The sequence below is a fragment of the Vibrio sp. 2033 genome (assembly GCF_033339735.1).
The window spans coordinates 114,227-135,340 of record NZ_JAWOVC010000010.1 but is presented as its reverse complement, the minus strand read 5'-3'; the positions used below and the strand labels follow the sequence as shown (position 1 = coordinate 135,340).

The window sequence follows — 21,114 nt, the reverse complement described above, 5'->3', positions numbered from 1 at the left end:
GTTTTTGAATGGGTGGTTAAGGTTTAGCTTTCCAGCTGACCTTTTGCTGCTTCACCAATGCGCCAGATAAAATACAGAGCACACCGCCCAACCCTGCAAAGCGAATCGCAGATTGCGCTTGAGCTTCCACTTTTGGTTTTGCGTGATACGCAATCCCTAATCCAGCCACCGACATCATCACAAGATCATTAGCGCCATCACCGACAGCAACCGTGTTGTGCTGCTCAATTTCATATTCATCCGCCAATTCCACTAGAATGTCAGACTTCATCTGCGCCGTTACCACATCGCCAAGTACGTTACCCGTGAGTTTGCCGTCAATAATTTCTAATTGATTGGAACGAGCAAAATCTAGGTCGACTTTATCTTTGATGTAATCAGAGAAGTAAGTAAAACCACCGGAAGCAATCGCTGTTTTCCAGCCCAAGGCTTTCAACGTCGCAATTAGCGCTTCAAAGTCCGGCATGAATGGTAACTGGGAACGAACTTGTTCAAGAATTGATTCATCGGCACCTTTGAGCTTACCAACTCGCTGACGTAAACTTTGCTCAAAATCCAACTCACCTTGCATGGCACGTTCAGTGACTTCAGCGACCTCATCCCCTACTCCTGCCAGTTTCGCGATTTCATCAATACACTCTATCTGGATCGCCGTTGAATCCATATCAAATACAATCAACCCTTGGGTTGATAGATCGGGCACTTCATTAAGCGAGGCGTAATCTAGGTTGAGACTTTGTAAGATCGTTTCATGTTGAGGAGTTAATTCTCCGGCCATCAGGGCTACTTCATATTGGCCAACTTTCCACGTTTCTAGTATCGGGTTGTAAAAGCCGGTGAAGAAATCAATGTCTTCGAAGTGACTTGGCGAAAGGTACTCAGCAAATACGATCCAGTTTGCTTTTGCTTTATCTAATTGGGAGGCAAATCGAGTCTCGGGTAATCGTTTTAAAAGTGTCGTATGTTTTCTGATAGGCAAGCTTTTTGACGCGTCCATGTATATAATCCCTTATGACTTTGCTAAAACGTTACCTCAACAAACTAAAAAGGCAAGTCTTTGTTTTATTTTAAATGGATGAGTAAAGAGCATGAGTGAATCTTTGTTCTCAGTAAGGAATGCCCTAAGAATTCTGGCACTAATCCTACTGTGTGTGATGTTGTTTATCACAATAAAAAACAGTGTTGTGATCAGTAAGGGTAATGAGAAAATTCAAGCACAACAGCTTGAAACACTCACCAAAGTTTTGATTTCACAGGCGTCTCTTTCTGCCAGTGAGATGATTTTAACTAAAGATCAAGAACGATTACTTCAGCTAACAAACCAACTAGCACAAGACCGTTTAGTGTTTGATGCAACAATCTACGATGCACAGGGTGTACGTTTAGCGTCTAGTGAAGAGGCATTATCGGTACGCGAAGTTCTTGGCCTGGATACGCCTTTGGCAACAGCTTCCATTGGTCGCCAGCAGTTGGTTGAACCAGTTTTTGCAGATGGTGCGCTTATCGGTTTTGTTCGCGTGACTTTTGAGACGGGCCGGGTGACGGCTATTTCTGACCACCACTATCGCAAGAGCGATCGTTATATGTACATGATGGTCTTAATGAGCTTTGTCTGTGGCATGTTGTTCATCTTGATTTTACGTCGACAACCGATACGTCGTAAAAAAGCGCCAAACCTGCTGCTAACCAAGTAACTAGGTAGCGCTAACAACTCATATAAAAACAGCCCGCAATGTGCGGGCTGTTTTTTTAGCTCTTGAGAGCGAAAAATAGAATGACTCTTCGTCGCTTACTCTTCGTCACCAAGCAATACTGAATCTAGTGCAATTAGCATCATGTCGTTGAATGTCGTTTGACGCTCGTCAGATGTAGTCTGTTCGCCAGTCTTGATATGATCAGAAACCGTACAGATTGTCAGAGCTTTTGCACCGTATTCTGCCGCAACACCGTAAATACCAGCCGCTTCCATTTCAACACCAACAATGCCGTACTTGTCCATTACATCGAACATTTCTGGATCTGGCGTGTAGAAAAGCTCTGCTGAGAATAGGTTACCAACTTTAACGTCAATACCGCGAGCTTTTGCAGCGTCTTCTGCCGCACGAACCATGTTGTAGTCTGCGATTGCCGCGAAGTCATGACCTTTAAAGCGGATACGGTTCACTTTAGAGTCAGTACATGCACCCATGCCGATCACAACATCACGCACTTTGATGTCTTCATTCACTGCGCCACAGCTGCCAACACGGATGATTTTCTTCACGCCGAAGTCTTTGATTAGTTCAGTCGCGTAAATCGAGCATGATGGGATACCCATACCGTGGCCCATTACCGAGATCTTACGGCCTTTGTATGTGCCTGTGTAACCAAACATATTACGAACGTCACACACTTGAACGACATCTTCAAGGAAAGTCTCTGCGATGTATTTTGCACGTAGTGGATCACCAGGCATCAGTACGACGTCTGCAAATGCACCCATTTCAGCATTGATATGTGGAGTTGCCATTTTCTTTTCCTTAACCTTTCTCTAGCGCTCCGCGCTTAAGGCGATATAAGCCAGAGTATTCTCATTTCCGACAAGCAGCATTTACATACTGCAAACATAAAACTAGGAGCAATCAAGCTCCTAGTTTTCAAAAACCTAACTAATTATAGGAAGTTCTTACCGTAATCCATTGGAGAAGTACCGAAGTAACTTGCCAATGTTTGACCGATATCTGCGAATGTTTCGCGGCGGCCAAGAGAACCAGCTGGTACTTTTTGACCATAAACCAATACTGGGATGTGCTCACGAGTATGGTCAGTGCCTGGCCATGTTGGGTCACAGCCGTGGTCTGCCGTTAGGATAAGCACATCGTCTTCTTCCATAATCTCTAGCACTTCGTTGATACGACCATCGAAGTACTCAAGTGCCGCTGCGTAACCCGCTACGTCACGACGGTGACCGTAAGCTGAGTCGAAGTCTACAAAGTTAGTGAATACGATCGTGTTGTCGCCCGCTTCTTTGATTTGCTCTAGCGTTGCTTCGAACAATGCAGGGATACCTGTCGCTTTCACTTTCTTAGTGATGCCGCAGTTTGCGTAGATATCAGCAATCTTACCAATAGAAACCACGTTGCCTTGCTTCTCATCAACGAGCTTCTGAAGAACCGTTGCTGATGGTGGCTCTACAGAAAGGTCACGACGGTTACCGGTACGCTCAAATTGACCTTTACCAGCACCAACAAATGGACGCGCGATAACACGACCAATGTTGTAATCTTCTAGCTCTTCACGTGCGATTTGGCAAAGCTCTAGTAGACGGTCTAGACCGAAAGTCTCTTCGTGACATGCGATTTGGAATACAGAGTCAGCAGACGTGTAGAAGATTGGTTTGCCAGTCTTCATGTGCTCTTCACCAAGATCGTCAAGAACTTGAGTACCAGATGCGTGGCAGTTACCTAGGAAACCGTCAAGACCTGCACGCTCAAGAATGCGGTCAGTCAATTCTTTCGGGAAGCTGTTTGCTTTGTCAGTGAAGTAACCCCAGTCAAACAGAACAGGAACACCTGCGATTTCCCAGTGACCAGACGGCGTGTCTTTACCTGAAGAAAGCTCTGCTGCATGACCGTATGCACCAATGATTTCAGCGTTTGCGTCTAGTCCAGGTGCGAAGCGACCTGTCGATTCTTTATGCGCCATTGCCAAACCAAGTTTCGATAGATTTGGAAGGCGAAGTGCACCTTGGCGATTGTCGTTATCTGCTAAGCCTTTTTCACATTGGTCAGCGATGTGACCTAGTGTGTCTGAACCTACATCACCAAATTCTTTAGCGTCGGCAGTTGCACCGATACCGAATGAGTCTAGTACTAAAATAAATGCTCTTTTCATTGCTCGTTCCTTAGGCCCACTCGGCTTTTTATTATGGTTGAGTAGGCCTTGTGTAATTGCTTGTTCTATTAGATATCTTCTGCACGAATTTGGCGGTAAACCTCTGGAGTTGGTGTATATTCACCACCTACTTTGATTGCACTGCGCAGTGCTTTTGCCGCTTCTTCCCATTGCTCTTCAGTGCGAGCGTGGATGACCGCAAGAGGTTTATCACTGTCTGCGACCTCACCTAGGCGGATGAACTCGTCGAAACCAACTGCGTAGTCGATTTCATCAGTAGCAACTCGACGACCACCACCCATAGCAACCACTGCCATGCCGATAGCACGTGTATCCATTGCAGAGACAATGCCCGTTTCTGTTGCGTAAACTGGCTTGATGATTTCTGCTTTTTCTAAGTAGTTGTCGTAGTTTTCTACGAAGTCCGCAGGGCCGCCTAAGCCAGCAACCATCTTGCCGAAGCACTCAGCCGCTTTGCCGTTATCCAGCACTTCCATCAGTTTTGCGCGTGCGTCTTCTGTGTTCTCAGCAAGCTTGCCAAGTACTAACATTTCAGCACATGAAGCCATGGTCACTTCAAGTAGACGAGGGTTACGGTATTCACCCGTTAAGAAACGAACCGCTTCACGAACTTCCACTGCGTTACCCGCTGAAGACGCCAATACTTGGTTCATGTCCGTAAGAATTGCCGTAGTTTTAGTGCCAGCACCGTTTGCTACCGCAACGATTGATTTTGCTAGCTCTTCAGACGCTTCGTAAGTTGGCATAAATGCACCTGAACCCACTTTTACGTCCATCACTAGCGATTCCAGACCCGCCGCCAGTTTCTTAGAAAGGATCGACGCCGTAATCAGGGAGATATTGTCTACCGTTGCGGTAATATCACGAGTCGCGTAAACACGCTTATCCGCAGGAGCAAGGTCACCAGTTTGACCGATGATCGCCACACCAGCGTCTTTGGTTACTTGACCAAAAACATCGTTGCTCGGCGTAATGTTGTAACCAGGGATAGATTCAAGTTTATCCAGCGTACCGCCTGTATGACCAAGACCGCGGCCAGAGATCATAGGTACGAAACCGCCACACGCTGCCACCATTGGGCCAAGCATTAAAGAAGTTACGTCACCCACACCACCGGTTGAGTGTTTGTCGACAATTGGACCACCGAAGTTCATGTGGCTCCAGTCGATAACCATGCCCGAATCACGCATTGCACACGTTAAGGCGATGCGCTCATCCATGGTCATTTCATTAAAGAAAATCGTCATAGCAAACGCCGCAATCTGACCTTCAGATACCGTGTTGTTCGCTACGCCTTGAATAAAGAAGTTGATTTCGTCGGCGGTTAGGACTTCGCCGTCACGTTTTTTACGAATGATTTCTTGTGGTAAATACATTAGTGCCTCCCAAGCTCTTTTGAGCCATGGTTGTAGTAGGATAGAAGAGGTTTGGTAGCACCCGTTTAGGTGCTACCGTTCAGACGTATTATTGGAATTAGTACGCTGTTGGATCAGCGACGTCGTCCGATACTTCTAATGTATTTAGTAGGTTGGTTAGCAGGCTAGACGCACCAAAACGGTAGTGACGAGCATCAACCCAGTTGTCACCTAGGATTTCGTCAGCCATTGCTAGGTATGCTGCTGCGTCTTCAGCAGTGCGCACACCACCTGCTGGTTTGAAACCAACAGTTTCTGCAACACCCATGTCGCGAATAACTTCAAGCATCATGCGAGCGTATTCTGGTGTTGCGTTTACTGGCACTTTACCAGTTGAAGTTTTAATGAAGTCAGCACCTGCTTCAATACAGATTTGAGATGCTTTCTTGATTAGTGCTTCTTCTTTTAGTTCACCTGTTTCGATGATCACTTTAAGAAGAATGTCACCACAAGCTTCTTTACATTGCTTAACTAGTTCGAAGCCTACTTTCTCATCACCCGCCATTAGCGCGCGGTAAGGAAAAACTACGTCAACTTCGTCTGCACCGTAAGCAACCGCCGCTTTTGTTTCAGCAACTGCGATTTCAATGTCGTCGTTACCATGTGGGAAGTTCGTTACTGTTGCAATACGAACCTCTGGCGTACCTTGCTCACGAAGTGTCTTCTTAGCAATAGGAATAAAGCGAGGGTAAATACAAATTGCAGCTGTGTTGCCTACTGCTGTTTTCGCATCATGACATAGTGAGATCACTTTTGCATCAGTGTCATCGTCATTCAACGTAGTTAGGTCCATAAGTTTAAGTGCACGTAGCGCTGCTGCTTTTAAATCGCTCATTTCTATCTCCGATCAATATTCAAAAAATTCACTACTCAGCCTTACATCACGTCTTTAACTATAATCAACAAGTCGAGACAATGTGAGTAAATGGCTAAACAGTCTATTAATGAACGGACTTGGTTCCCTGAAGACTCGGCATATACAGCGAAAATTTATCATATGCCAATTGCTATCCTTGTCACCGCACAGTACCAGTTTGGCCTATGGCACAACAATCTATGATTGCGGTGTCTTTAATATCACATCACAAAGCAAAACGCCTATTAGATCTGATATTGCAGGGCAATTCATTTGCCCATCGATTATGTAATATTCATTACGTGATTAAGAATCAAGCTTAACCACTATCCTGTGATTAATACATTATAGAGTTTCACCGCAAAACTGTAGCACCAAATAGAGCGCAAACGGTTTGTATCTCAAAATTTCCTAGCCCCTATTCCATTGACTGCGTAATACCTCGACTAAGGCAAACACCCGATGAAATTTTGGAGCCCGAAAAACGAAAAATGCCCCGCAGCAATCTCTTGCTACAGGGCATGATGTAAAACGGCGTCTATATATTAAGAACCGATTCTAATTATAGTGCTGCAAGGCTTAAGCAGAAGCCTGCAATTGTCGCTGCCATAAGGTTAGACAACGTACCTGCAAGAACTGCTTTAACACCCATGCGAGCGATGTCACTACGACGGTTTGGTGCAAGGCTACCTAGACCACCAAGTAGAATCGCGATAGAAGAAAGGTTCGCGAAACCACATAGTGCGAATGAGATGATAGCTGTTGTCTTCTCAGACATTACTTCACCAGTTGCCGCGATTACTTGAGCGTTTTCACCTAGGTATGGTGTGAAGTTCAAGTAAGCAACGAATTCGTTCACTACGATTTTCTGACCGATGAATGAACCAGCTGTTACAGCTTCTGCCCATGGAACACCGATTAGGAATGCTAGTGGAGAGAACGCGTAACCTAGGATTAGCTCTAGTGTTAGTTCTGGCATGCCGAACCAACCACCGATGCCACCTAGCATACCGTTGATTAGCGCGATTAGACCAACGAATGCGATTAGCATTGCACCTACGTTAAGCGCAAGTTGTAGACCAGAAGCCGCACCGCCCGCAGCTGCGTCGATTACGTTAACTGGTTTGTCGTCACCGCCGTCCATCGCTTCTTCGATACTTTCGTGAGGCTGGTCAGTCTCAGGGTGAAGAATTTTAGCGAACAGTAGACCACCTGGTGCTGCCATGAATGATGCCGCAACTAGGTACTCTAGTGGAACACCCATAGATGCGTAACCAGCTAGTACACCACCAGCAACAGAAGCTAGACCACCACACATTACCGCGAATAGCTCTGATTGAGTCATTTTTGGAACGAATGGACGAACAACTAGAGGTGCCTCAGTTTGACCTACGAAGATGTTAGCTGCCGCTGACATTGATTCCGCACGCGAAGTGCCTAGCGCTTTTTGTAGTGCGCCACCAAGAATCTTGATAACCCATTGCATAACGCCAATGTAGTAAAGAACTGAAATCAGTGCAGAGAAGAAGATCAGTGTAGGAAGAACACGGAATGCGAAGATGAAACCGCCGCCGCCGAATACTTCGAACATCTTGTCAGAAACAAGACCACCGAACAGGAATGATGAACCATCGTTACCGTAGTTGATAACGTTAGAAACACCTGAAGAGAAACCGTTTAGTAGATCACGGCCCCAAGGTACATACAGAACAAATGCACCTAATGCGAATTGGATAGCGAATGCGCCACCCACAGTTCTAAAGTTGATAGCTTTTCGGTTGTTAGAAAATGCCACTGCAATCGCAAGAAGCACTACCATACCGATTAGGCTCATAAACAGGCTCATAGTTTATGACTTCCTTATAAGTTATTTATTGGCGTGTTACAAAATGGAGCTATAAAGCGGGGGCAATTATACTCATGCAGAATCAATTAAAGTAATGCCAGCCTCACACTTTCCTATAAGATTCATGATTGATTCAACCAGCTTTGTGAGTTAATTCACAATAAGCAGGAAAACGTTTTCGATTTCAAACCACATCTTTAGATTTTATTCACATATCGAGAAAGCAAAATTGCTATTTTTCCACAGCTGAGAGGCAATCGATTGCTTTCGGCCGTTATGCAACTCTACGAGCTCATTAAAGACGTGAATGAGTTTGGCTGGGTGATTTGACTCCCCTTGATATCCAAGTATAGGCATATCTGGTGCGTCTGTTTCGATTACTAGGTTTTCGAGTGGTAATTTTTGAATTGCGTCGCGTGTTTTCTTGGCTCTTGGGTAGGTAATCGTTCCTCCTACACCGATAAAAAAACCTAATTTGACCCACTCCATGGCTTGCTGATAACTCCCAGAAAAAGCGTGTAGCACACCACCTCTAGGGAGATTCGCCGCTTTCACCATTTGAATGAGGCGATTGTGCGCTTTTCGGCTATGTAAAATAACTGGGAGTTCGAAGCGTCTAGCCAGCTCAAATTGAACTTCAAGTATCTTTTCTTGCAACTGTGGATCAACATCAATGGCAAAATCTAAACCACACTCTCCTATTGCCACGCACTGCTGCCCTTTTTGATTTAGATAGCCTTCTAGCTCTGTAAGGTGCTGCTCAACGTTATCTTCAAGAAAATACGGATGAAAGCCGAGCGCATAATACAAATTGGCATGTTGCTCTGCCAAAGTTTGAATACGAGCCCAGTTTTGCGGACCGACGGAAGGAATCAAAATTCTTGCGACGCCTTGCGTTTGAGCAAGCTCAAGTTGATGTGCAAAGTCATCTTGAAACACATCAAAATCAAAGTGGCAGTGCGTATCAAAGAGCTTCATCTTGACGCTTTTTATCTGTATCTGCGGGCAGAAAATCAGAGGATGGTTGGGCTTCACTCTTCTCTTCAGTTTGATGGGCTGGGTCTTTTCGATATGGGACACAACTGCGTTTCTGATCGGGAGTTAACCCCATCTCTTTACACCAGTTGTCGTAACGCTTTAGCCCACGTTTAAACCAATTCATATCTTATCCTTATATAAAAACGCCCTTGGCTAAGTTTATAGCCAAGGGCGTTTTAAAATCTAGTTTGCGTTAAGGCTTACCCTAACCGCGCAAATTAGTGCTCACGCGTCGCACGGAAATCAACGTCAGGGAAACGCTCTTTCGCCAAGTTTAAGTTAACCATTGTTGGAGCGATATACGTTAGGTTATCACCACCATCCAATGCTAAGTTCGCTTGATTCTTGCGTTGGAACTCATCCAGTTTCTTCGCATCACCACACTCAACCCAACGAGCAGTTGCAACGTTAATGCCTTCATAAATCGCTTCAACGTTATACTCAGATTTCAAACGAGCCACAACAACATCGAACTGAAGTACACCAACGGCACCAACGATCAGATCGTTGTTCTGTAGAGGACGGAATACCTGTACCGCACCTTCTTCTGATAGCTGAACCAAACCTTTGAGAAGCTGCTTCTGCTTTAATGGATCTTTCAGGCGAATACGACGGAATAGTTCCGGAGCGAAGTTTGGAATACCAGAGAACTTCAGTGATTCACCTTGCGTAAAGGTATCACCAATCTGAATAGTGCCGTGGTTGTGTAGACCAATGATGTCACCGGCGTAAGCGTGTTCTGCACGTGCACGGTCACCAGCCATAAAGGTTACTGCATCAGAGATACTCACTTGCTTGCCAAGACGAACGTGGTTCATCTTCATACCTTGCGTGTAAGTGCCCGATACAATACGCATGAATGCGATACGGTCGCGGTGTTTTGGGTCCATATTCGCTTGGATCTTAAATACGAAACCAGAGAACTTCTCTTCGGTCGCTTCAACTTCACGTTCAACCGCTTGACGAGTTTTCGGCGCTGGAGCCCATTCAGTTAGACCGTCTAGCATATGATCCACACCAAAGTTACCTAATGCAGTACCGAAGTAAACTGGCGTCAGGTCACCTGTTAAGAACATTTCCAAATCAAACTCAGGGCAAGCACCCATGACAAGCTCAAGCTCTTCTCGAACACTTTCCGCAAGGCCTGCACCAACTTTTTCATCAAGCTCTGGGTTATCGAGACCTTTGATGATTCGAACTTCTTGAATCTCATGACCGTGACCTGATTCGTATAAAATCGTTTCATCACGGTGAATGTGGTAAACACCTTTAAACTCTTTACCACAGCCGATTGGCCATGTGATTGGCGCACACATCATGCCCAATTCGTTTTCTACTTCATCCAATACTTCCATTGGATCACGAACGTCACGGTCAAGTTTGTTCATGAAGGTTACGATTGGCGTGTCACGTAGACGTGTAACTTCCATTAGTTTACGAGTACGGTCCTCAACACCTTTCGCTGCATCGATAACCATCAGACATGAGTCAACTGCCGTTAGAGTACGGTAAGTATCTTCCGAGAAGTCTTCGTGTCCAGGCGTATCAAGTAGGTTTACCAGACAATCGTTGTAAGGGAACTGCATTACAGAAGTAGTAACCGAGATACCACGTTCCTTTTCCATTTCCATCCAGTCTGATTTTGCGTGCTGTGCGTTACCACGACCTTTAACCGTACCTGCTTTTTGGATCGCGTTTCCGAATAACAGTACTTTTTCAGTAATGGTGGTTTTACCCGCATCCGGGTGAGAAATAATAGCGAACGTTCTGCGCTTAGACACTTCGCCTAAAAAAAGGGGATTTGACATTAGTTAATCTTCTAAATTACTTTCATGCTCACAAAATAGGCAAGCATATCTACTATTCGATATTGTGCGGTATTCTCGCTTATTATCGCTGTGCTAGCAAACTGGAAAGACATGAACTGAATTTACTCGGCTCACCAGCCTTTACCTGCAACTAACAAGGGAAAGCCAGCTCCACACAAAGAGATGTAAAAATTCAAAAAATTATTATTACATATTCAAAAGCCTCGAATCCGGATACGCATTTAAAGCATAAGTGTTGATGAGGTAATTAGTAACGGCCTAAAACTAACTCAAAAATAAGTAACTCATGATAATGGCGTCTTCCTTACCATTTCCCGATTTAGCTGGGTAATAGTTGTAACGACGGTCCACTTCATTAAAACCTGCTTGCTCATAAATATGGATAGCTGGGTGATTACTTTCACGCACTTCTAACCAAGCACTCTCTGCTTTGGCTTGTTCACAGTATTCAATAAACGCGTCCAGCAATTTTTGCCCTAGCCCTCTGCCCTGTTGAGAAGGCGCTACTGCAATATTTAATAGTGTCACTTCTCCAACAATATTCTGTCCATAGAAGTAACCAACCACTTGAGAGCCTTCCAGCATCACATGATGGCAAGCACCGCGACTGGATAAGTCACGAACCAAAGATTCGGCCCAAGGGTGAGAATGTGCTTGCTGCTCGATTTGCCAAACTTGGTCGAGGTGCTCTGCACGCATCGGCGTAATTTCAATTGTCACGCATTAGCTCCGTTAAGAAGAGTACGAACAGATTTGTTGCCACAATGCGCGGCGCTGTTCGTTATTACCATCAATATCTTGTAATAGTGGCGAGGTCAGGTGCTTTGCCTTGATGCTTTGATCAGCCTCACAGCCTGCAAACCACACCCACTCTAGCTGATGTTCACCCAGCATGGATAAGCGCTCAGGCTCTAGGTGTAGCGCATCATCAAGCGTGAGCTTAATGCTTTTTAATACGCGCTCAAACATCAATGCCGTCTCGTTTTCTGGACATATTGGCGATACCAATAGGAGTTTACATGAACTTTGCAAATCCAATAATGGCGATTGATAGCCTTCCAGTCTTTCAGGGTGTACCAGCTCCCATGTGCTGATCCCCATTTCACGTAAATACTGTTTCTCGTTAATTGACATTTTCCGTCACCTATTTGAACGAGGGCAATCCTATCAAATTATCGCGATTATACCTAAAGGACTTCAAGGAACACCTGAACACAATGAGATGATTTGGATATTCCTGAACATAGCGTTTTGCCAACGGCCACACATTAGGTATGACATATGAGGTACATTATGAAATTCTTAAATACGCTACTACTTTGCACACTGGTAGCCGCCACCAGCATGAGTGTTTTTGCTAATAACAGCGATGAGTGGGAGCTGATTGCAACGAAAACCGTTAACTTTCATACAGAAACAGATACCGTGACACCAAATAGCCTATTCCGAAACCGAAGCTTCAGTAAAATAAAACTAAAATGTGTGCAAGGAACGGTAGACATTAATGGTTTAAAAGTCGTCATGACAGATGGTAGTGAGAAAAAGCTTTCCTCTATGGGCGTACTAACAAGCGGATTGTCGACTCGTGCCTGGAGCCTTCCAGGTACAAAAGAAGCCAAGCTAAAACAGATTGAAATGACTTACAGTAGCTGGGGAAGCACAAAACTCAGCCTGCTAGGGGTAAGTAAAAAAGCGAAAATAGAGGTCTGGGGCAAAAAGAAAAGTAACCAGTCATCCTAACCTCCCTATCTCAGTTTTCAGTGAATAAGAAAGAAGCCCACTTAGTCGTGGGCTTCTTTCATTTACAGTTCAGAGAACTCTGGCGCATAGTCTATGCGTCCGGAGCGTCCAGCACATTGACCTTCGACCAACTCTGCGATTCGAAATGCACCTTTAGGGACATCCCAAGCACATTCAAAGCCCATCTCGTCGCATGATTGAAAACCCTGGCGCGCGTAATAATCAGGATCGCCCAACACCACACACACTGGGTAGCCAAAATCACGCAGTGAATCGAAACCTTCTTTGATCAACTCTGCAGCGATGCCTTGGCGACGGTAATCTTCATGAACAGCTAATGGCGCTAGCCCTTGCCATGACAAATCTTCACCATTTAAGGTCACAGGGCTAAATAAAGCATGGCCTATCACCTCTCCCTCATCTGTACACGCGACTAAGGAAAGTGTGAATTTGCTGTTTTCGCGCAAACGCATCACAAGCTCAGCTTCAGCTTCCGTTGGGAAGGCGTGTTTCAATAAGCGGTCAATGGTAAGAATGTCCGCAGGGGCTTCAGTTCGAATAAGCATTCGCTACTCCGGTTGGTTGTGCAGGCGCTTGAACTCCTTTCTGAACAAAATCAGCCAATTGATTCAAAGCGACTTGCATTGCTTTCGGTAACTGCTCTAAGTCGACACTGTCCATTAAGTTTTTCACTTCTAAGCCAAGCTCAGTATCACCTTCAATTGAAAGGCGACGTTGGAAGAACAGTGTGTCAGGGTCTTCTTTACGACCAGCAATCAGTACTAGGTCGTTTAGATTACCACTAAAACTCACATCTTCCTGAACTGGTTTTTCAGCTACCATCAATTTTTCGTCTTGATAGCTGATGTACCATGCTAAGTTCAAGTCTTTAATCGCAACTTTTAACCACTTGTCTTCAAGGAACTCAAAGTCACCATCTTCCAAGGCTTCTTTAAACACCATTTTTAGCCCTTCCAGCAACGCTTTTTGCTGAATTGGCTGTGGTAATAACTGGACTGGAGAACGCAAAATATTAGCTGCGTTCTTTACTAGTTGACTGCGAATCTTGTTTAACACGTTCATTATCCGTTACTTTGTCATTAGGTTGCTTATATTAAGCAATCGTGGCGATGAGATTACTGTTATGTATCAATAAAGTGCTTATTTTAGATTGGTGGTTTATTGCTCACTAACGCTTCTTTTTTTGAACTTACGTGTATTATTGATGCGAACAGGTGGATAAACACTTTTACAACCGTATTTTCAAAGTTATAGTTATCTGAGCGTATCCATGTGATTGTCGACTGCACAGCTAAAACCGCGAGCCCTTTAATGGCAAGTAACACTTTAGCTTGGTGGTAGACCGCCGCAGGCTTATCAGGGTGTCGCTTTTTATACACGGACGAATAATCTGGCTCATTGGAGATCGGTAATACCCTAATGCCTTCCCAGCAATTAAAACATTGGTTTGCCACGCTAACCTCAAATAGCCCTTTCTTCTTTGCCATTCTTGATAAAAAACACAATTATCGAATGGTAAGTGACCGTTACTGCGATATCGCAGGTTTAAGTCATGAGGAAATCGTCGGCTTAAACGATTGCCAAGTGCTGGGTGAACAGTTTTATAAGAAGCTTGCACCATACTATCAGCGCGCGTTCAAAGGGGCACATGTCGAAGCCGAAATCACGCTCGATGAAACCGACCTTGAAACCAGTCTTCACTTTAGTCTTTCGCCAGTTTTTGAAGGTAACGACATTCGCTTTGTTGTTTTTCACGCTGTCGATACTTCAGAAAAGCAGATACTCGTTCGCTCCTTAGAAGAGTCCGAAAGTAAGTTTGCGAAGTTAACACAACTGCTACCAGACGGCTTACTGCTTATCGAAGATGATATTGTCATCTCTGCGAACCCCGCATCAGCGCGCCTTCTCGGACTTAACTCTCCTCATGAATTGTTGGGCGAAGAGCTAAGTCGTTTATTCATCGATGAAAACAGTAAAAAGGTATTTAGTCATCGATTGAGTACATTAATTTCTGACAAACCTTTTGTCTGCTTAACCAGCGCAAGATGCGGCTTTGAACGGAAAGTTCAGCTACACGCGGATTCCACGGCGATATTAGGTAGCGAATCTCAAATTATCCTAATCCAAGATGCTGATGATGCGCCCAAAAACCTGTCTTCTGCATCGAATGAAGACATACACATTGACTCGCTCACCAAACTCTACAACCGCTTTGGCTTCACCAAACGTTTGGAACAGCTGATCAAAAAGCAAACACCGCTTCTGGTGTTCTATTTGGATATCGATAACTTCAAAAACATTAATGACTCACTTGGTCACCATATTGGCGATAAAGTGATTCAAGAGGTATCGGCCCGTCTTAAACGGTTACTGCCAAACCAAGCGATTATTGGTCATTTGGGTGGCGATGAGTTTGGTGTCATTCTGCCGGAGCCAGAAAATACCCGCATGGCTGAAATTTTGTCCGATCGCATTATCTCGTTGATCAACCAGCCTTTCGATTTACACCACTTCAGCAAACGCCTTGCCTGTTCAATTGGTAGCGTTCGATACCCTGAAGACGGACAAGATGCGCGAATCCTACTCCAAAATGCCGATACTGCGATGTATGAAGCCAAAGATCGTGGTAGAAATCGTCTGATCAAATTTAACGATCAAATGAACAAAGAAGCGCGTATGCGTTTGTGGCTTGAAATCGAACTGCAAAAAGCATTGCAGCAGAACGGTTTGGAAGTGTGGTATCAACCTAAGGTTAACGCGCGAGACTTCAGTATCAACGGCGCAGAAGCGCTCGTTCGTTGGAAGCATCCAGTCGAAGGGTACATTAGTCCTGGCTCATTCATTCCTGTCGCCGAGCGCGCTGGGTTAATCGAACACCTTGGACGTGTCGTGATGCGTGATGTTTTCAATACGGTAAAACGTTGGAAGCAACAAAGCATACTGCCAGGCCGTGTCGCCATCAACCTCTCTCCCGAGCAATTTGGCAACCCACAGCTGATCGACTTTATGGAAAAGCTGCTTCGCACTACCGAGCTTGATCCAAGCTGCATTACCTTCGAGCTAACCGAAAGTGCCGTGATGAGTGATAGCGAACATACACTGCAAATGTTGAATGCGATTAAAAAGCTTGGCTTCGCTCTCTCTATCGATGACTTTGGTACCGGCTACTCTTCTCTTTCCTACTTAGCGCGTTTCCCTATTGACGAGCTAAAAATCGACCGCGCTTTTATTAATGATATCGACACACTACCGAAACAAGTCACTGTGATTGAAAACATCATTAACCTAGGTAAGTCGCTCGACTTAACTGTCGTTGCCGAGGGGGTGGAAACCCACCAGCAAGCGACCCTGCTCTCTAACCTTCAATGTAATGCGATTCAAGGATTCCATTTTTATCGCCCGCAGCCAAAACATGAAATTGAAGAGCTGTTTGTACAGAATCGTCGTCACAAGAACTAACCCCGACCCGATACCCTTACTCGCAAGGGGTAAATATCGACTTTATTGAGCTAAACCTAACTTAGGTCAATTTCGCTATTCATAATTCTTCATAAAATGCGGACACCTTTTTATTCTCAATGATTGTGAGCATATGGAACTCTTGTGTCCCGCGGGTAACCTGCCTGCGTTAAAAACTGCGATTGATTGCGGTGCCGATGCCGTCTACATTGGTTTCAAAGATGATACCAACGCCCGTCACTTTGCTGGCCTCAACTTTAACGGCAAGAAATTAGAAAAAGCGGTGCAATACGTTCATGACCGCAATAAAAAAATTCATGTCGCGTTGAATACCTTCGCTCATCCCAATGGCTTCGAGCGCTGGACGAACGCAGTAGACAATGCAGCGGCACTGGGTGTAGACGCGCTGATTGTTGCAGACATTGCAGTGCTGGAGTACGCGGCTCGCAAATATCCCCATCTGGAACTACACCTTTCAGTGCAAGCATCAGCGACCAACGTCGCAGCCATTGATTTTTACAAACAAAACTTCAACGTAAAACGGGTAGTGCTACCCCGCGTTTTATCGATTCATCAGGTCAAACAGCTCTCACGCAACATCACTAGCGATGTCGAGTTAGAAGTCTTTGCTTTTGGTAGCCTTTGCATCATGTCTGAAGGTCGCTGCTACCTATCGTCATACATGACAGGCGAGTCTCCAAACACTGTGGGAGCATGCTCTCCAGCTAAGTACGTTCGCTGGCAAGAAACAGAAAATGGTCTGGAATCCCGCCTTAACGACATTTTGATCGATCGCTACAGCGCCGGTGAAAATGCGGGCTACCCTACCTTGTGTAAAGGTCGTTTCGAAGCAGAAATCGAAGGCGAGAAAAAACGCTACCACGCACTGGAAGAACCAACCAGTTTGAACACCCTCTCTATGCTGCCAGAACTATTTGCTGCAAATGTGGCGTCTGTAAAAATTGAAGGTCGCCAACGTAGCCCTGCTTACGTAGAACAAGTCACTCGAACATGGCGAGCCGCGATTGACCGTTACCAAGCAAACCCAGAAGCTTACCAAGTCGAAGCGGCTTGGGATGCCGCATTGGCAAACGTGTCTGAAGGTACGCAGACCACACTTGGTGCTTATCACCGCAAATGGCAGTAGAGGTTAAGATGGATAATTCAATGAAATACGCGCTTGGCCCGCTGTTGTACTTCTGGCCAAAACAAGACATCGAAGCGTTTTATGAACAAGCGAAATCAAGCTCCGCGGACATCATCTATCTTGGGGAAACCGTATGTTCAAAACGTCGAGAAATGAAGCCTTCGCATTGGCTTGAAATCGCAAAAGAGCTGTCTGCATCTGGCAAGCAAGTGGTGCTATCAACAATGGCACTACTAGAAGCTCCGAGTGAAGTAAACATAATGAGGAAGTACATCGACAACGGTGACTTCGCGATTGAAGCAAATGACGTATCTGCTGTTCAATTGGCATCAGAGCATAAAGTGCCTTTCGTCGTTGGCCCTGCAATCAATACTTATAACGCACACACGCTCAACTTATTTTTGAAGCAAGGTATGATGCGTTGGTGCATGCCTGTCGAACTCTCTCGCGAATGGTTAAACGATACTTTAGTTCAGTGTGACGAGCTTGGTATTCGTAACAAGTTTGAAGTTGAGGTATTTAGCCACGGTTATTTGCCTTTAGCGTATTCCGCTCGCTGTTTCACAGCCCGAGCTGAAAACCGAGCGAAAGACGATTGCGAAACCTGCTGTATCAAATACCCTACGGGTATCCAGGTCAGCAGCCAAGAAGGGCAAGAAGTCTTTAACCTTAACGGCATTCAAACACAGTCAGGGTATTGCTACAACCTCATCAATGACTTACCAAGTATGAAAGGGCTGGTTGATGTGGTCCGGTTAAGCCCTCTTGGTATCGACACTTTTTCAGAGTTAGAGCGTTTTCGCTCAAACGAATACGGCGATAATCCTGAAAAGCTCGAAAGCCGCCAATGCAATGGCTATTGGCATCAACTAGCGGGCTTAGAAGTAAAAACCATTTAATCCTTAAAGATAAAAGCGAGGCCTAGCCTCGCTTTTATCTGTTAGCTTTTGTTAGCAGGCTTGCACCCTTGGTTCGACAGAACTCTCATTAAGCAGCTTTTTCACATCTCGCCACAACATACTGATCACGACCAAACTCAATGCAATGTTAGACAATGGGAAAGCTAACCAAATGCCTGTCACGCCGAAAAGTTTCGGCATAATGAATAAGAATGGCAACTGGACCAGCATGTTGCCTAGTGTTACAAACATGGCTTTGCTGCCTTTGTTTACTGATTGATAGTACGCGGCCGCCACAACTAAAAAACCATCTAAGAACAACGCAAACATGTGTAAACGAATCCCGATCACCGTGCTATCAATCAACTGTTGGTCTGCATTATTAAACACCGAAACCAGTTCGTACGGGAAAAGGTTCATCAAAACAACGAACGCCACCCCGCCAAGCACAGATGTCCCCATCGCGACCTTTAATAACTTTCTAATGTTATCCTGATTACGTGCACCGTGGTTGAAGCTCACTAAAGGCTGCATACCATTCGCAATTCCTTCGGCTATCAGATAGTAAACCGTCACGATGTACCCCAAAATCGCGTACGCTCCGATCAACATTGCACTTCCGTATTGAGCAAATAACGCGTTGTGCAGTGCCACCATCACAGAGCCGTAGGCGTACATAAAGAAACTTGATGTACCTATCATGATAATCTTTGGTGCAGCATCAACCTGAACTTTGAAGTCGCGGATACGAAGGCGTAATGTTGCTTTTGAAGTAAAGAAGTAACCAATACCGAGCACAGTGACCACTAATTGTGCAAGTGCAGTGGCAATAGCGGCTCCGGTTAACTCCCACTCCAACCAAGCAATAAATACGTAGTCTAATACAATGTTAATAACGGCACCGATGACCATCAAAATCGTTGCTAAGTTCGGGCTGTCGTCATTGCGTAATAAAAACGGAACTGCGATAGAACCCAACGTGAATACGCACGCGACAATCAGAATATGCAAATATTGCAGCGCAAGTTCAAACACTCGCCCTTCCGCACCTTGCCAGCGAATAAATTCATCCGAGAACAAGAACAATATTGTAGCAACGATCGGCATCAATGCCGCTAACAACGTCAATCCGGTCGTTAGGATTCGCTTAGCGCCTTCATGATCGTTCTCTCCTTGCTTGATCGAAGTCAGCGCGCCAGTCCCCACCCCAATCATCATTCCTATACCGAGGATCGAACCGATAATAGGCCACGCAACATTGATCCCAGCTAATCCGTCAGCGCCAACATAACGGCCAATAAAAATGCCATCAACTATTTGATACAAACCGTTCACGAGCATTGCTGCGACGGTTGGAATCGTATATTTCCAAAACTGTCTATAAATTGAGTTTTGCATGACTGTCACCAGTAGTTAGCAAAGCTAACCATTTAATTAGCAAGGCTAACTAAATGGTTAAATTAAATAAAAAAAGATGAAACAACAAAAACTAAACCATACAGCTGAGGCCTTTGCTTTAGTTTAAAATGACTTATTACTCAATGCTTTATTCAATAAAGCTTGTAACTGTTCAGCTTCTTGCTGATTTAATTGTTGCATCATTTGGTCAGAGATATCTTTGTACACTACCTGCTCCAAAGACATTTTTTCTGCGACTTCTTCCGTAAGCAACACACGCTTAGCACGAGCATCCTCATTACATGCGATGCGTTTCACCAAACCCTTTTTTTCCAAACGCACAACCATTGTCGATGCGGAAGGCTTAGTCACTTGCAGCTCTTCTGCAAGATCGGTTATTCGCACACCCTCAGGGTAAACCTGAATCACACGTAAATAATCGAACTCATTAAAGCTTAGATGTGATAATGGATCTTCTTTGGCATAGACACGCCAAGCTTTGGCGCAAAAACGCTCTAAATCAATCAAGCTTTCTTCTAATGCCATAAAAGCCACCACCACTTAGTTAGCAAGACTAACTATTTTAAATGAGTCACTCATCAAGTTCAATCATAAAAAAAGCCGCTCTCATCGAGCGGCTCTAAATCATTCAATTTCCAGCTTCTTGGCAGCCTTTAACTTGGCCAATCTATCTTGCTGTAATTGATCGTAAATTTGCGCCAACTCCAAGAAAGAATAGCGATGCTCAACATAATCGTAAACGTTGAACGAAATCGCGAGCTTATAAAGTGAGATGGCACTTGCGATATCACCTTCAAGCTGATTACGCTTTCCAAGGTAGAAATACGTTTCCGTCAATCGTTCAGCTAGGCGATAGTTCTCTCTCGTTCCATCCATAATTGCTTTAAGCGCGTCTTCGTCCGAGACGTCTCGTAGCATGATGGCAACAAGAACCCATCCCCACTCTTCACTACGATCTCGTAAATAACGCTGTTGAAGATTGGCTTTTGCTTGCTCTGGATTTTGCTCAGCTTCGATGATGTACAGCCATAATGAACGAAAAGGATCCGTTGGCATTTCTTGATAATGCTTGGTCATATCTTCTAAAGCGAGATCGATTCGGCCACCATAATACAGTGCAATCGCACGGTTGCGCTCAGCATAGGTATTATCAGGAGCCAACTCTATGGTCGAGTCAAACGCTTCATATGCCGCATCAAACTCTCCTACTTGGGTAAAGTATACTCCCAAAAGATTGAAGATGTCCGGCTGAGCAGGATTCAACTGCAAAGACTGGTTAAAGTCCAAACGGGCAAGATCACGCAAACCAACGCTGTCGTAGTAGCTACCGCGCTCATAATGCATTTTAGCGCGCACTTCATCACTAAGGTCGGGACGTTGTAGCAACTGCGAGAGACGCGCGATTTGTACTTCTTGTTGAACACTAGGCTGAAGTGGCACCGCCATCGGTGGATATAACCACTTTTGTGCTGATTGTTGAGAAGTATTTGCACAACCGGTCAGCGCGATAGCAACACATAAAATTGCGGTTTGAAACCATTTCACTAATTG

22 protein-coding genes are annotated in these 21,114 nt (G+C 44.9%); 6 read left to right on the top strand and 16 right to left on the bottom strand.

Annotated elements, in window-relative coordinates:
* Window positions 1–16: 16 nt before the first annotated feature.
* The gene (serB, locus tag R7P74_RS14575) at window positions 17–997 is read right to left on the bottom strand and encodes a phosphoserine phosphatase (RefSeq protein ID WP_005386439.1); all 981 of its coding nucleotides are present in this window, start codon (window positions 995–997) and stop codon (window positions 17–19) included.
* A gap of 91 nt (window positions 998–1,088) precedes the next feature.
* On the opposite strand from serB, the gene R7P74_RS14570 reads away from it, so the two are divergent.
* Complete coding sequence (locus tag R7P74_RS14570; RefSeq protein ID WP_005391677.1) at window positions 1,089–1,694, top strand: YtjB family periplasmic protein; 606 nt, start codon at window positions 1,089–1,091, stop codon at window positions 1,692–1,694.
* A 95-nt stretch (window positions 1,695–1,789) separates the two neighbouring features.
* Here the strand turns inward: R7P74_RS14570 and deoD are convergent, their stop codons facing one another.
* From deoD to deoC, 4 genes are all read right to left on the bottom strand, one after another.
* Window positions 1,790–2,509 carry a purine-nucleoside phosphorylase gene (deoD, locus tag R7P74_RS14565; RefSeq protein WP_005380140.1) on the bottom strand — a complete coding sequence of 240 codons (720 nt, stop codon included), beginning with the start codon at window positions 2,507–2,509 and terminating at the stop codon, window positions 1,790–1,792.
* Between the two features lie 143 nt (window positions 2,510–2,652).
* Window positions 2,653–3,873, bottom strand: coding sequence for a phosphopentomutase (locus tag R7P74_RS14560; protein ID WP_158156824.1), 1,221 nt, complete (start codon window positions 3,871–3,873; stop codon window positions 2,653–2,655).
* A gap of 68 nt (window positions 3,874–3,941) precedes the next feature.
* Window positions 3,942–5,270 carry a thymidine phosphorylase gene (gene deoA, locus R7P74_RS14555; RefSeq protein ID WP_005380134.1) on the bottom strand — a complete coding sequence of 443 codons (1,329 nt, stop codon included), beginning with the start codon at window positions 5,268–5,270 and terminating at the stop codon, window positions 3,942–3,944.
* 97 nt (window positions 5,271–5,367) lie between these two features.
* Window positions 5,368–6,144 (bottom strand): deoxyribose-phosphate aldolase, encoded by a 777-nt coding sequence (gene deoC, locus R7P74_RS14550; RefSeq protein ID WP_005380133.1) that lies wholly within the window; start codon window positions 6,142–6,144, stop codon window positions 5,368–5,370.
* Window positions 6,145–6,234: 90 nt separating this feature from the next.
* Here deoC and R7P74_RS14545 point away from each other — a divergent pair, with 90 nt between their 5' ends.
* Window positions 6,235–6,369 carry a hypothetical protein gene (locus R7P74_RS14545; protein WP_005391675.1) on the top strand — a complete coding sequence of 45 codons (135 nt, stop codon included), beginning with the start codon at window positions 6,235–6,237 and terminating at the stop codon, window positions 6,367–6,369.
* 358 nt (window positions 6,370–6,727) lie between these two features.
* Here R7P74_RS14545 and R7P74_RS14540 read toward each other — a convergent pair whose 3' ends face one another.
* The 6 genes from R7P74_RS14540 to R7P74_RS14515 form a co-directional block, all read right to left on the bottom strand.
* Entirely contained in the window at window positions 6,728–8,011 is a 1,284-nt protein-coding gene (locus R7P74_RS14540; RefSeq protein WP_005380131.1) for a NupC/NupG family nucleoside CNT transporter, read from the bottom strand.
* A 204-nt stretch (window positions 8,012–8,215) separates the two neighbouring features.
* On the bottom strand, window positions 8,216–8,989 hold the full coding sequence (locus R7P74_RS14535) for a TatD family hydrolase (protein WP_005380129.1): 774 nt from the start codon (window positions 8,987–8,989) through the stop codon (window positions 8,216–8,218).
* Window positions 8,976–9,173 (bottom strand): DUF5363 family protein, encoded by a 198-nt coding sequence (locus R7P74_RS14530; RefSeq protein ID WP_005380125.1) that lies wholly within the window; start codon window positions 9,171–9,173, stop codon window positions 8,976–8,978. The genes R7P74_RS14535 and R7P74_RS14530 overlap by 14 nt, the downstream gene beginning before the upstream one ends.
* Before the next feature lie 94 nt (window positions 9,174–9,267).
* Window positions 9,268–10,857: a peptide chain release factor 3 gene (prfC, locus tag R7P74_RS14525; protein WP_005380123.1), complete on the bottom strand. Its 1,590-nt coding sequence runs from the start codon at window positions 10,855–10,857 to the stop codon at window positions 9,268–9,270.
* 285 nt (window positions 10,858–11,142) lie between these two features.
* Window positions 11,143–11,598: a ribosomal protein S18-alanine N-acetyltransferase gene (rimI, locus tag R7P74_RS14520; protein ID WP_005380122.1), complete on the bottom strand. Its 456-nt coding sequence runs from the start codon at window positions 11,596–11,598 to the stop codon at window positions 11,143–11,145.
* A gap of 12 nt (window positions 11,599–11,610) precedes the next feature.
* A complete protein-coding gene (locus R7P74_RS14515) occupies window positions 11,611–12,012 on the bottom strand; it encodes a DNA polymerase III subunit psi (RefSeq protein ID WP_005380121.1) in 402 nt (133 codons plus the stop codon).
* 159 nt (window positions 12,013–12,171) lie between these two features.
* On the opposite strand from R7P74_RS14515, the gene R7P74_RS14510 reads away from it, so the two are divergent.
* Complete coding sequence (locus R7P74_RS14510; RefSeq protein ID WP_031781040.1) at window positions 12,172–12,618, top strand: hypothetical protein; 447 nt, start codon at window positions 12,172–12,174, stop codon at window positions 12,616–12,618.
* 62 nt (window positions 12,619–12,680) lie between these two features.
* Here the strand turns inward: R7P74_RS14510 and R7P74_RS14505 are convergent, their stop codons facing one another.
* Both R7P74_RS14505 and ubiT read right to left on the bottom strand, forming a co-directional pair.
* Window positions 12,681–13,184, bottom strand: coding sequence for a GNAT family N-acetyltransferase (locus tag R7P74_RS14505; protein ID WP_017820425.1), 504 nt, complete (start codon window positions 13,182–13,184; stop codon window positions 12,681–12,683).
* Window positions 13,168–13,695 carry a ubiquinone anaerobic biosynthesis accessory factor UbiT gene (gene ubiT / locus R7P74_RS14500; RefSeq protein ID WP_213910003.1) on the bottom strand — a complete coding sequence of 176 codons (528 nt, stop codon included), beginning with the start codon at window positions 13,693–13,695 and terminating at the stop codon, window positions 13,168–13,170. Before ubiT ends, R7P74_RS14505 begins: the two co-directional genes overlap by 17 nt.
* A 363-nt stretch (window positions 13,696–14,058) precedes the next feature.
* Here ubiT and R7P74_RS14495 point away from each other — a divergent pair, with 363 nt between their 5' ends.
* The 3 genes from R7P74_RS14495 (at window position 14,059) to R7P74_RS14485 (ending at window position 18,144) form a co-directional block, all read left to right on the top strand.
* Entirely contained in the window at window positions 14,059–16,098 is a 2,040-nt protein-coding gene (locus tag R7P74_RS14495) for a sensor domain-containing protein (RefSeq protein WP_065274794.1), read from the top strand.
* A 133-nt stretch (window positions 16,099–16,231) separates the two neighbouring features.
* A complete protein-coding gene (gene ubiU / locus R7P74_RS14490; RefSeq protein WP_064376538.1) occupies window positions 16,232–17,245 on the top strand; it encodes a ubiquinone anaerobic biosynthesis protein UbiU in 1,014 nt (337 codons plus the stop codon).
* 20 nt (window positions 17,246–17,265) lie between these two features.
* Window positions 17,266–18,144 carry a U32 family peptidase gene (locus R7P74_RS14485; RefSeq protein WP_064354271.1) on the top strand — a complete coding sequence of 293 codons (879 nt, stop codon included), beginning with the start codon at window positions 17,266–17,268 and terminating at the stop codon, window positions 18,142–18,144.
* Window positions 18,145–18,195: 51 nt separating this feature from the next.
* Here the strand turns inward: R7P74_RS14485 and R7P74_RS14480 are convergent, their stop codons facing one another.
* From R7P74_RS14480 to nlpI, 3 genes are all read right to left on the bottom strand, one after another.
* Complete coding sequence (locus R7P74_RS14480; protein ID WP_225473660.1) at window positions 18,196–19,542, bottom strand: MATE family efflux transporter; 1,347 nt, start codon at window positions 19,540–19,542, stop codon at window positions 18,196–18,198.
* 123 nt (window positions 19,543–19,665) lie between these two features.
* Window positions 19,666–20,088: a MarR family winged helix-turn-helix transcriptional regulator gene (locus R7P74_RS14475; RefSeq protein WP_005380103.1), complete on the bottom strand. Its 423-nt coding sequence runs from the start codon at window positions 20,086–20,088 to the stop codon at window positions 19,666–19,668.
* A 99-nt stretch (window positions 20,089–20,187) separates the two neighbouring features.
* A complete protein-coding gene (gene nlpI, locus R7P74_RS14470) occupies window positions 20,188–21,108 on the bottom strand; it encodes a lipoprotein NlpI (protein ID WP_005380101.1) in 921 nt (306 codons plus the stop codon).
* Between the last annotated feature and the right edge of the window lie 6 nt (window positions 21,109–21,114).

Excerpts from the sequence above, each read along its gene's own strand:
- R7P74_RS14540 (WP_005380131.1), bottom strand. The coding sequence starts at position 8,011 with ATGAGCCTGTTTATGAGCCTAATCGGTATGGTAGTGCTTCTTGCGATT.
- deoA (WP_005380134.1), bottom strand. The coding sequence starts at position 5,270 with ATGTATTTACCACAAGAAATCATTCGTAAAAAACGTGACGGCGAAGTC.
- ubiU (WP_064376538.1), top strand. The coding sequence starts at position 16,232 with ATGGAACTCTTGTGTCCCGCGGGTAACCTGCCTGCGTTAAAAACTGCG.
- R7P74_RS14495 (WP_065274794.1), top strand. The coding sequence starts at position 14,059 with ATGCCTTCCCAGCAATTAAAACATTGGTTTGCCACGCTAACCTCAAAT.
- R7P74_RS14475 (WP_005380103.1), bottom strand. The coding sequence starts at position 20,088 with ATGGCATTAGAAGAAAGCTTGATTGATTTAGAGCGTTTTTGCGCCAAA.
- R7P74_RS14570 (WP_005391677.1), top strand. The coding sequence starts at position 1,089 with ATGAGTGAATCTTTGTTCTCAGTAAGGAATGCCCTAAGAATTCTGGCA.
- R7P74_RS14560 (WP_158156824.1), bottom strand. The coding sequence starts at position 3,873 with ATGAAAAGAGCATTTATTTTAGTACTAGACTCATTCGGTATCGGTGCA.
- R7P74_RS14535 (WP_005380129.1), bottom strand. The coding sequence starts at position 8,989 with ATGAAGCTCTTTGATACGCACTGCCACTTTGATTTTGATGTGTTTCAA.
- R7P74_RS14530 (WP_005380125.1), bottom strand. The coding sequence starts at position 9,173 with ATGAATTGGTTTAAACGTGGGCTAAAGCGTTACGACAACTGGTGTAAA.
- deoC (WP_005380133.1), bottom strand. The coding sequence starts at position 6,144 with ATGAGCGATTTAAAAGCAGCAGCGCTACGTGCACTTAAACTTATGGAC.
- R7P74_RS14545 (WP_005391675.1), top strand. The coding sequence starts at position 6,235 with ATGGCTAAACAGTCTATTAATGAACGGACTTGGTTCCCTGAAGACTCG.
- R7P74_RS14480 (WP_225473660.1), bottom strand. The coding sequence starts at position 19,542 with ATGCAAAACTCAATTTATAGACAGTTTTGGAAATATACGATTCCAACC.
- R7P74_RS14485 (WP_064354271.1), top strand. The coding sequence starts at position 17,266 with ATGAAATACGCGCTTGGCCCGCTGTTGTACTTCTGGCCAAAACAAGAC.
- R7P74_RS14515 (WP_005380121.1), bottom strand. The coding sequence starts at position 12,012 with ATGTCAATTAACGAGAAACAGTATTTACGTGAAATGGGGATCAGCACA.
- serB (WP_005386439.1), bottom strand. The coding sequence starts at position 997 with ATGGACGCGTCAAAAAGCTTGCCTATCAGAAAACATACGACACTTTTA.
- deoD (WP_005380140.1), bottom strand. The coding sequence starts at position 2,509 with ATGGCAACTCCACATATCAATGCTGAAATGGGTGCATTTGCAGACGTC.
- R7P74_RS14510 (WP_031781040.1), top strand. The coding sequence starts at position 12,172 with ATGAAATTCTTAAATACGCTACTACTTTGCACACTGGTAGCCGCCACC.
- prfC (WP_005380123.1), bottom strand. The coding sequence starts at position 10,857 with ATGTCAAATCCCCTTTTTTTAGGCGAAGTGTCTAAGCGCAGAACGTTC.
- R7P74_RS14505 (WP_017820425.1), bottom strand. The coding sequence starts at position 13,184 with ATGCTTATTCGAACTGAAGCCCCTGCGGACATTCTTACCATTGACCGC.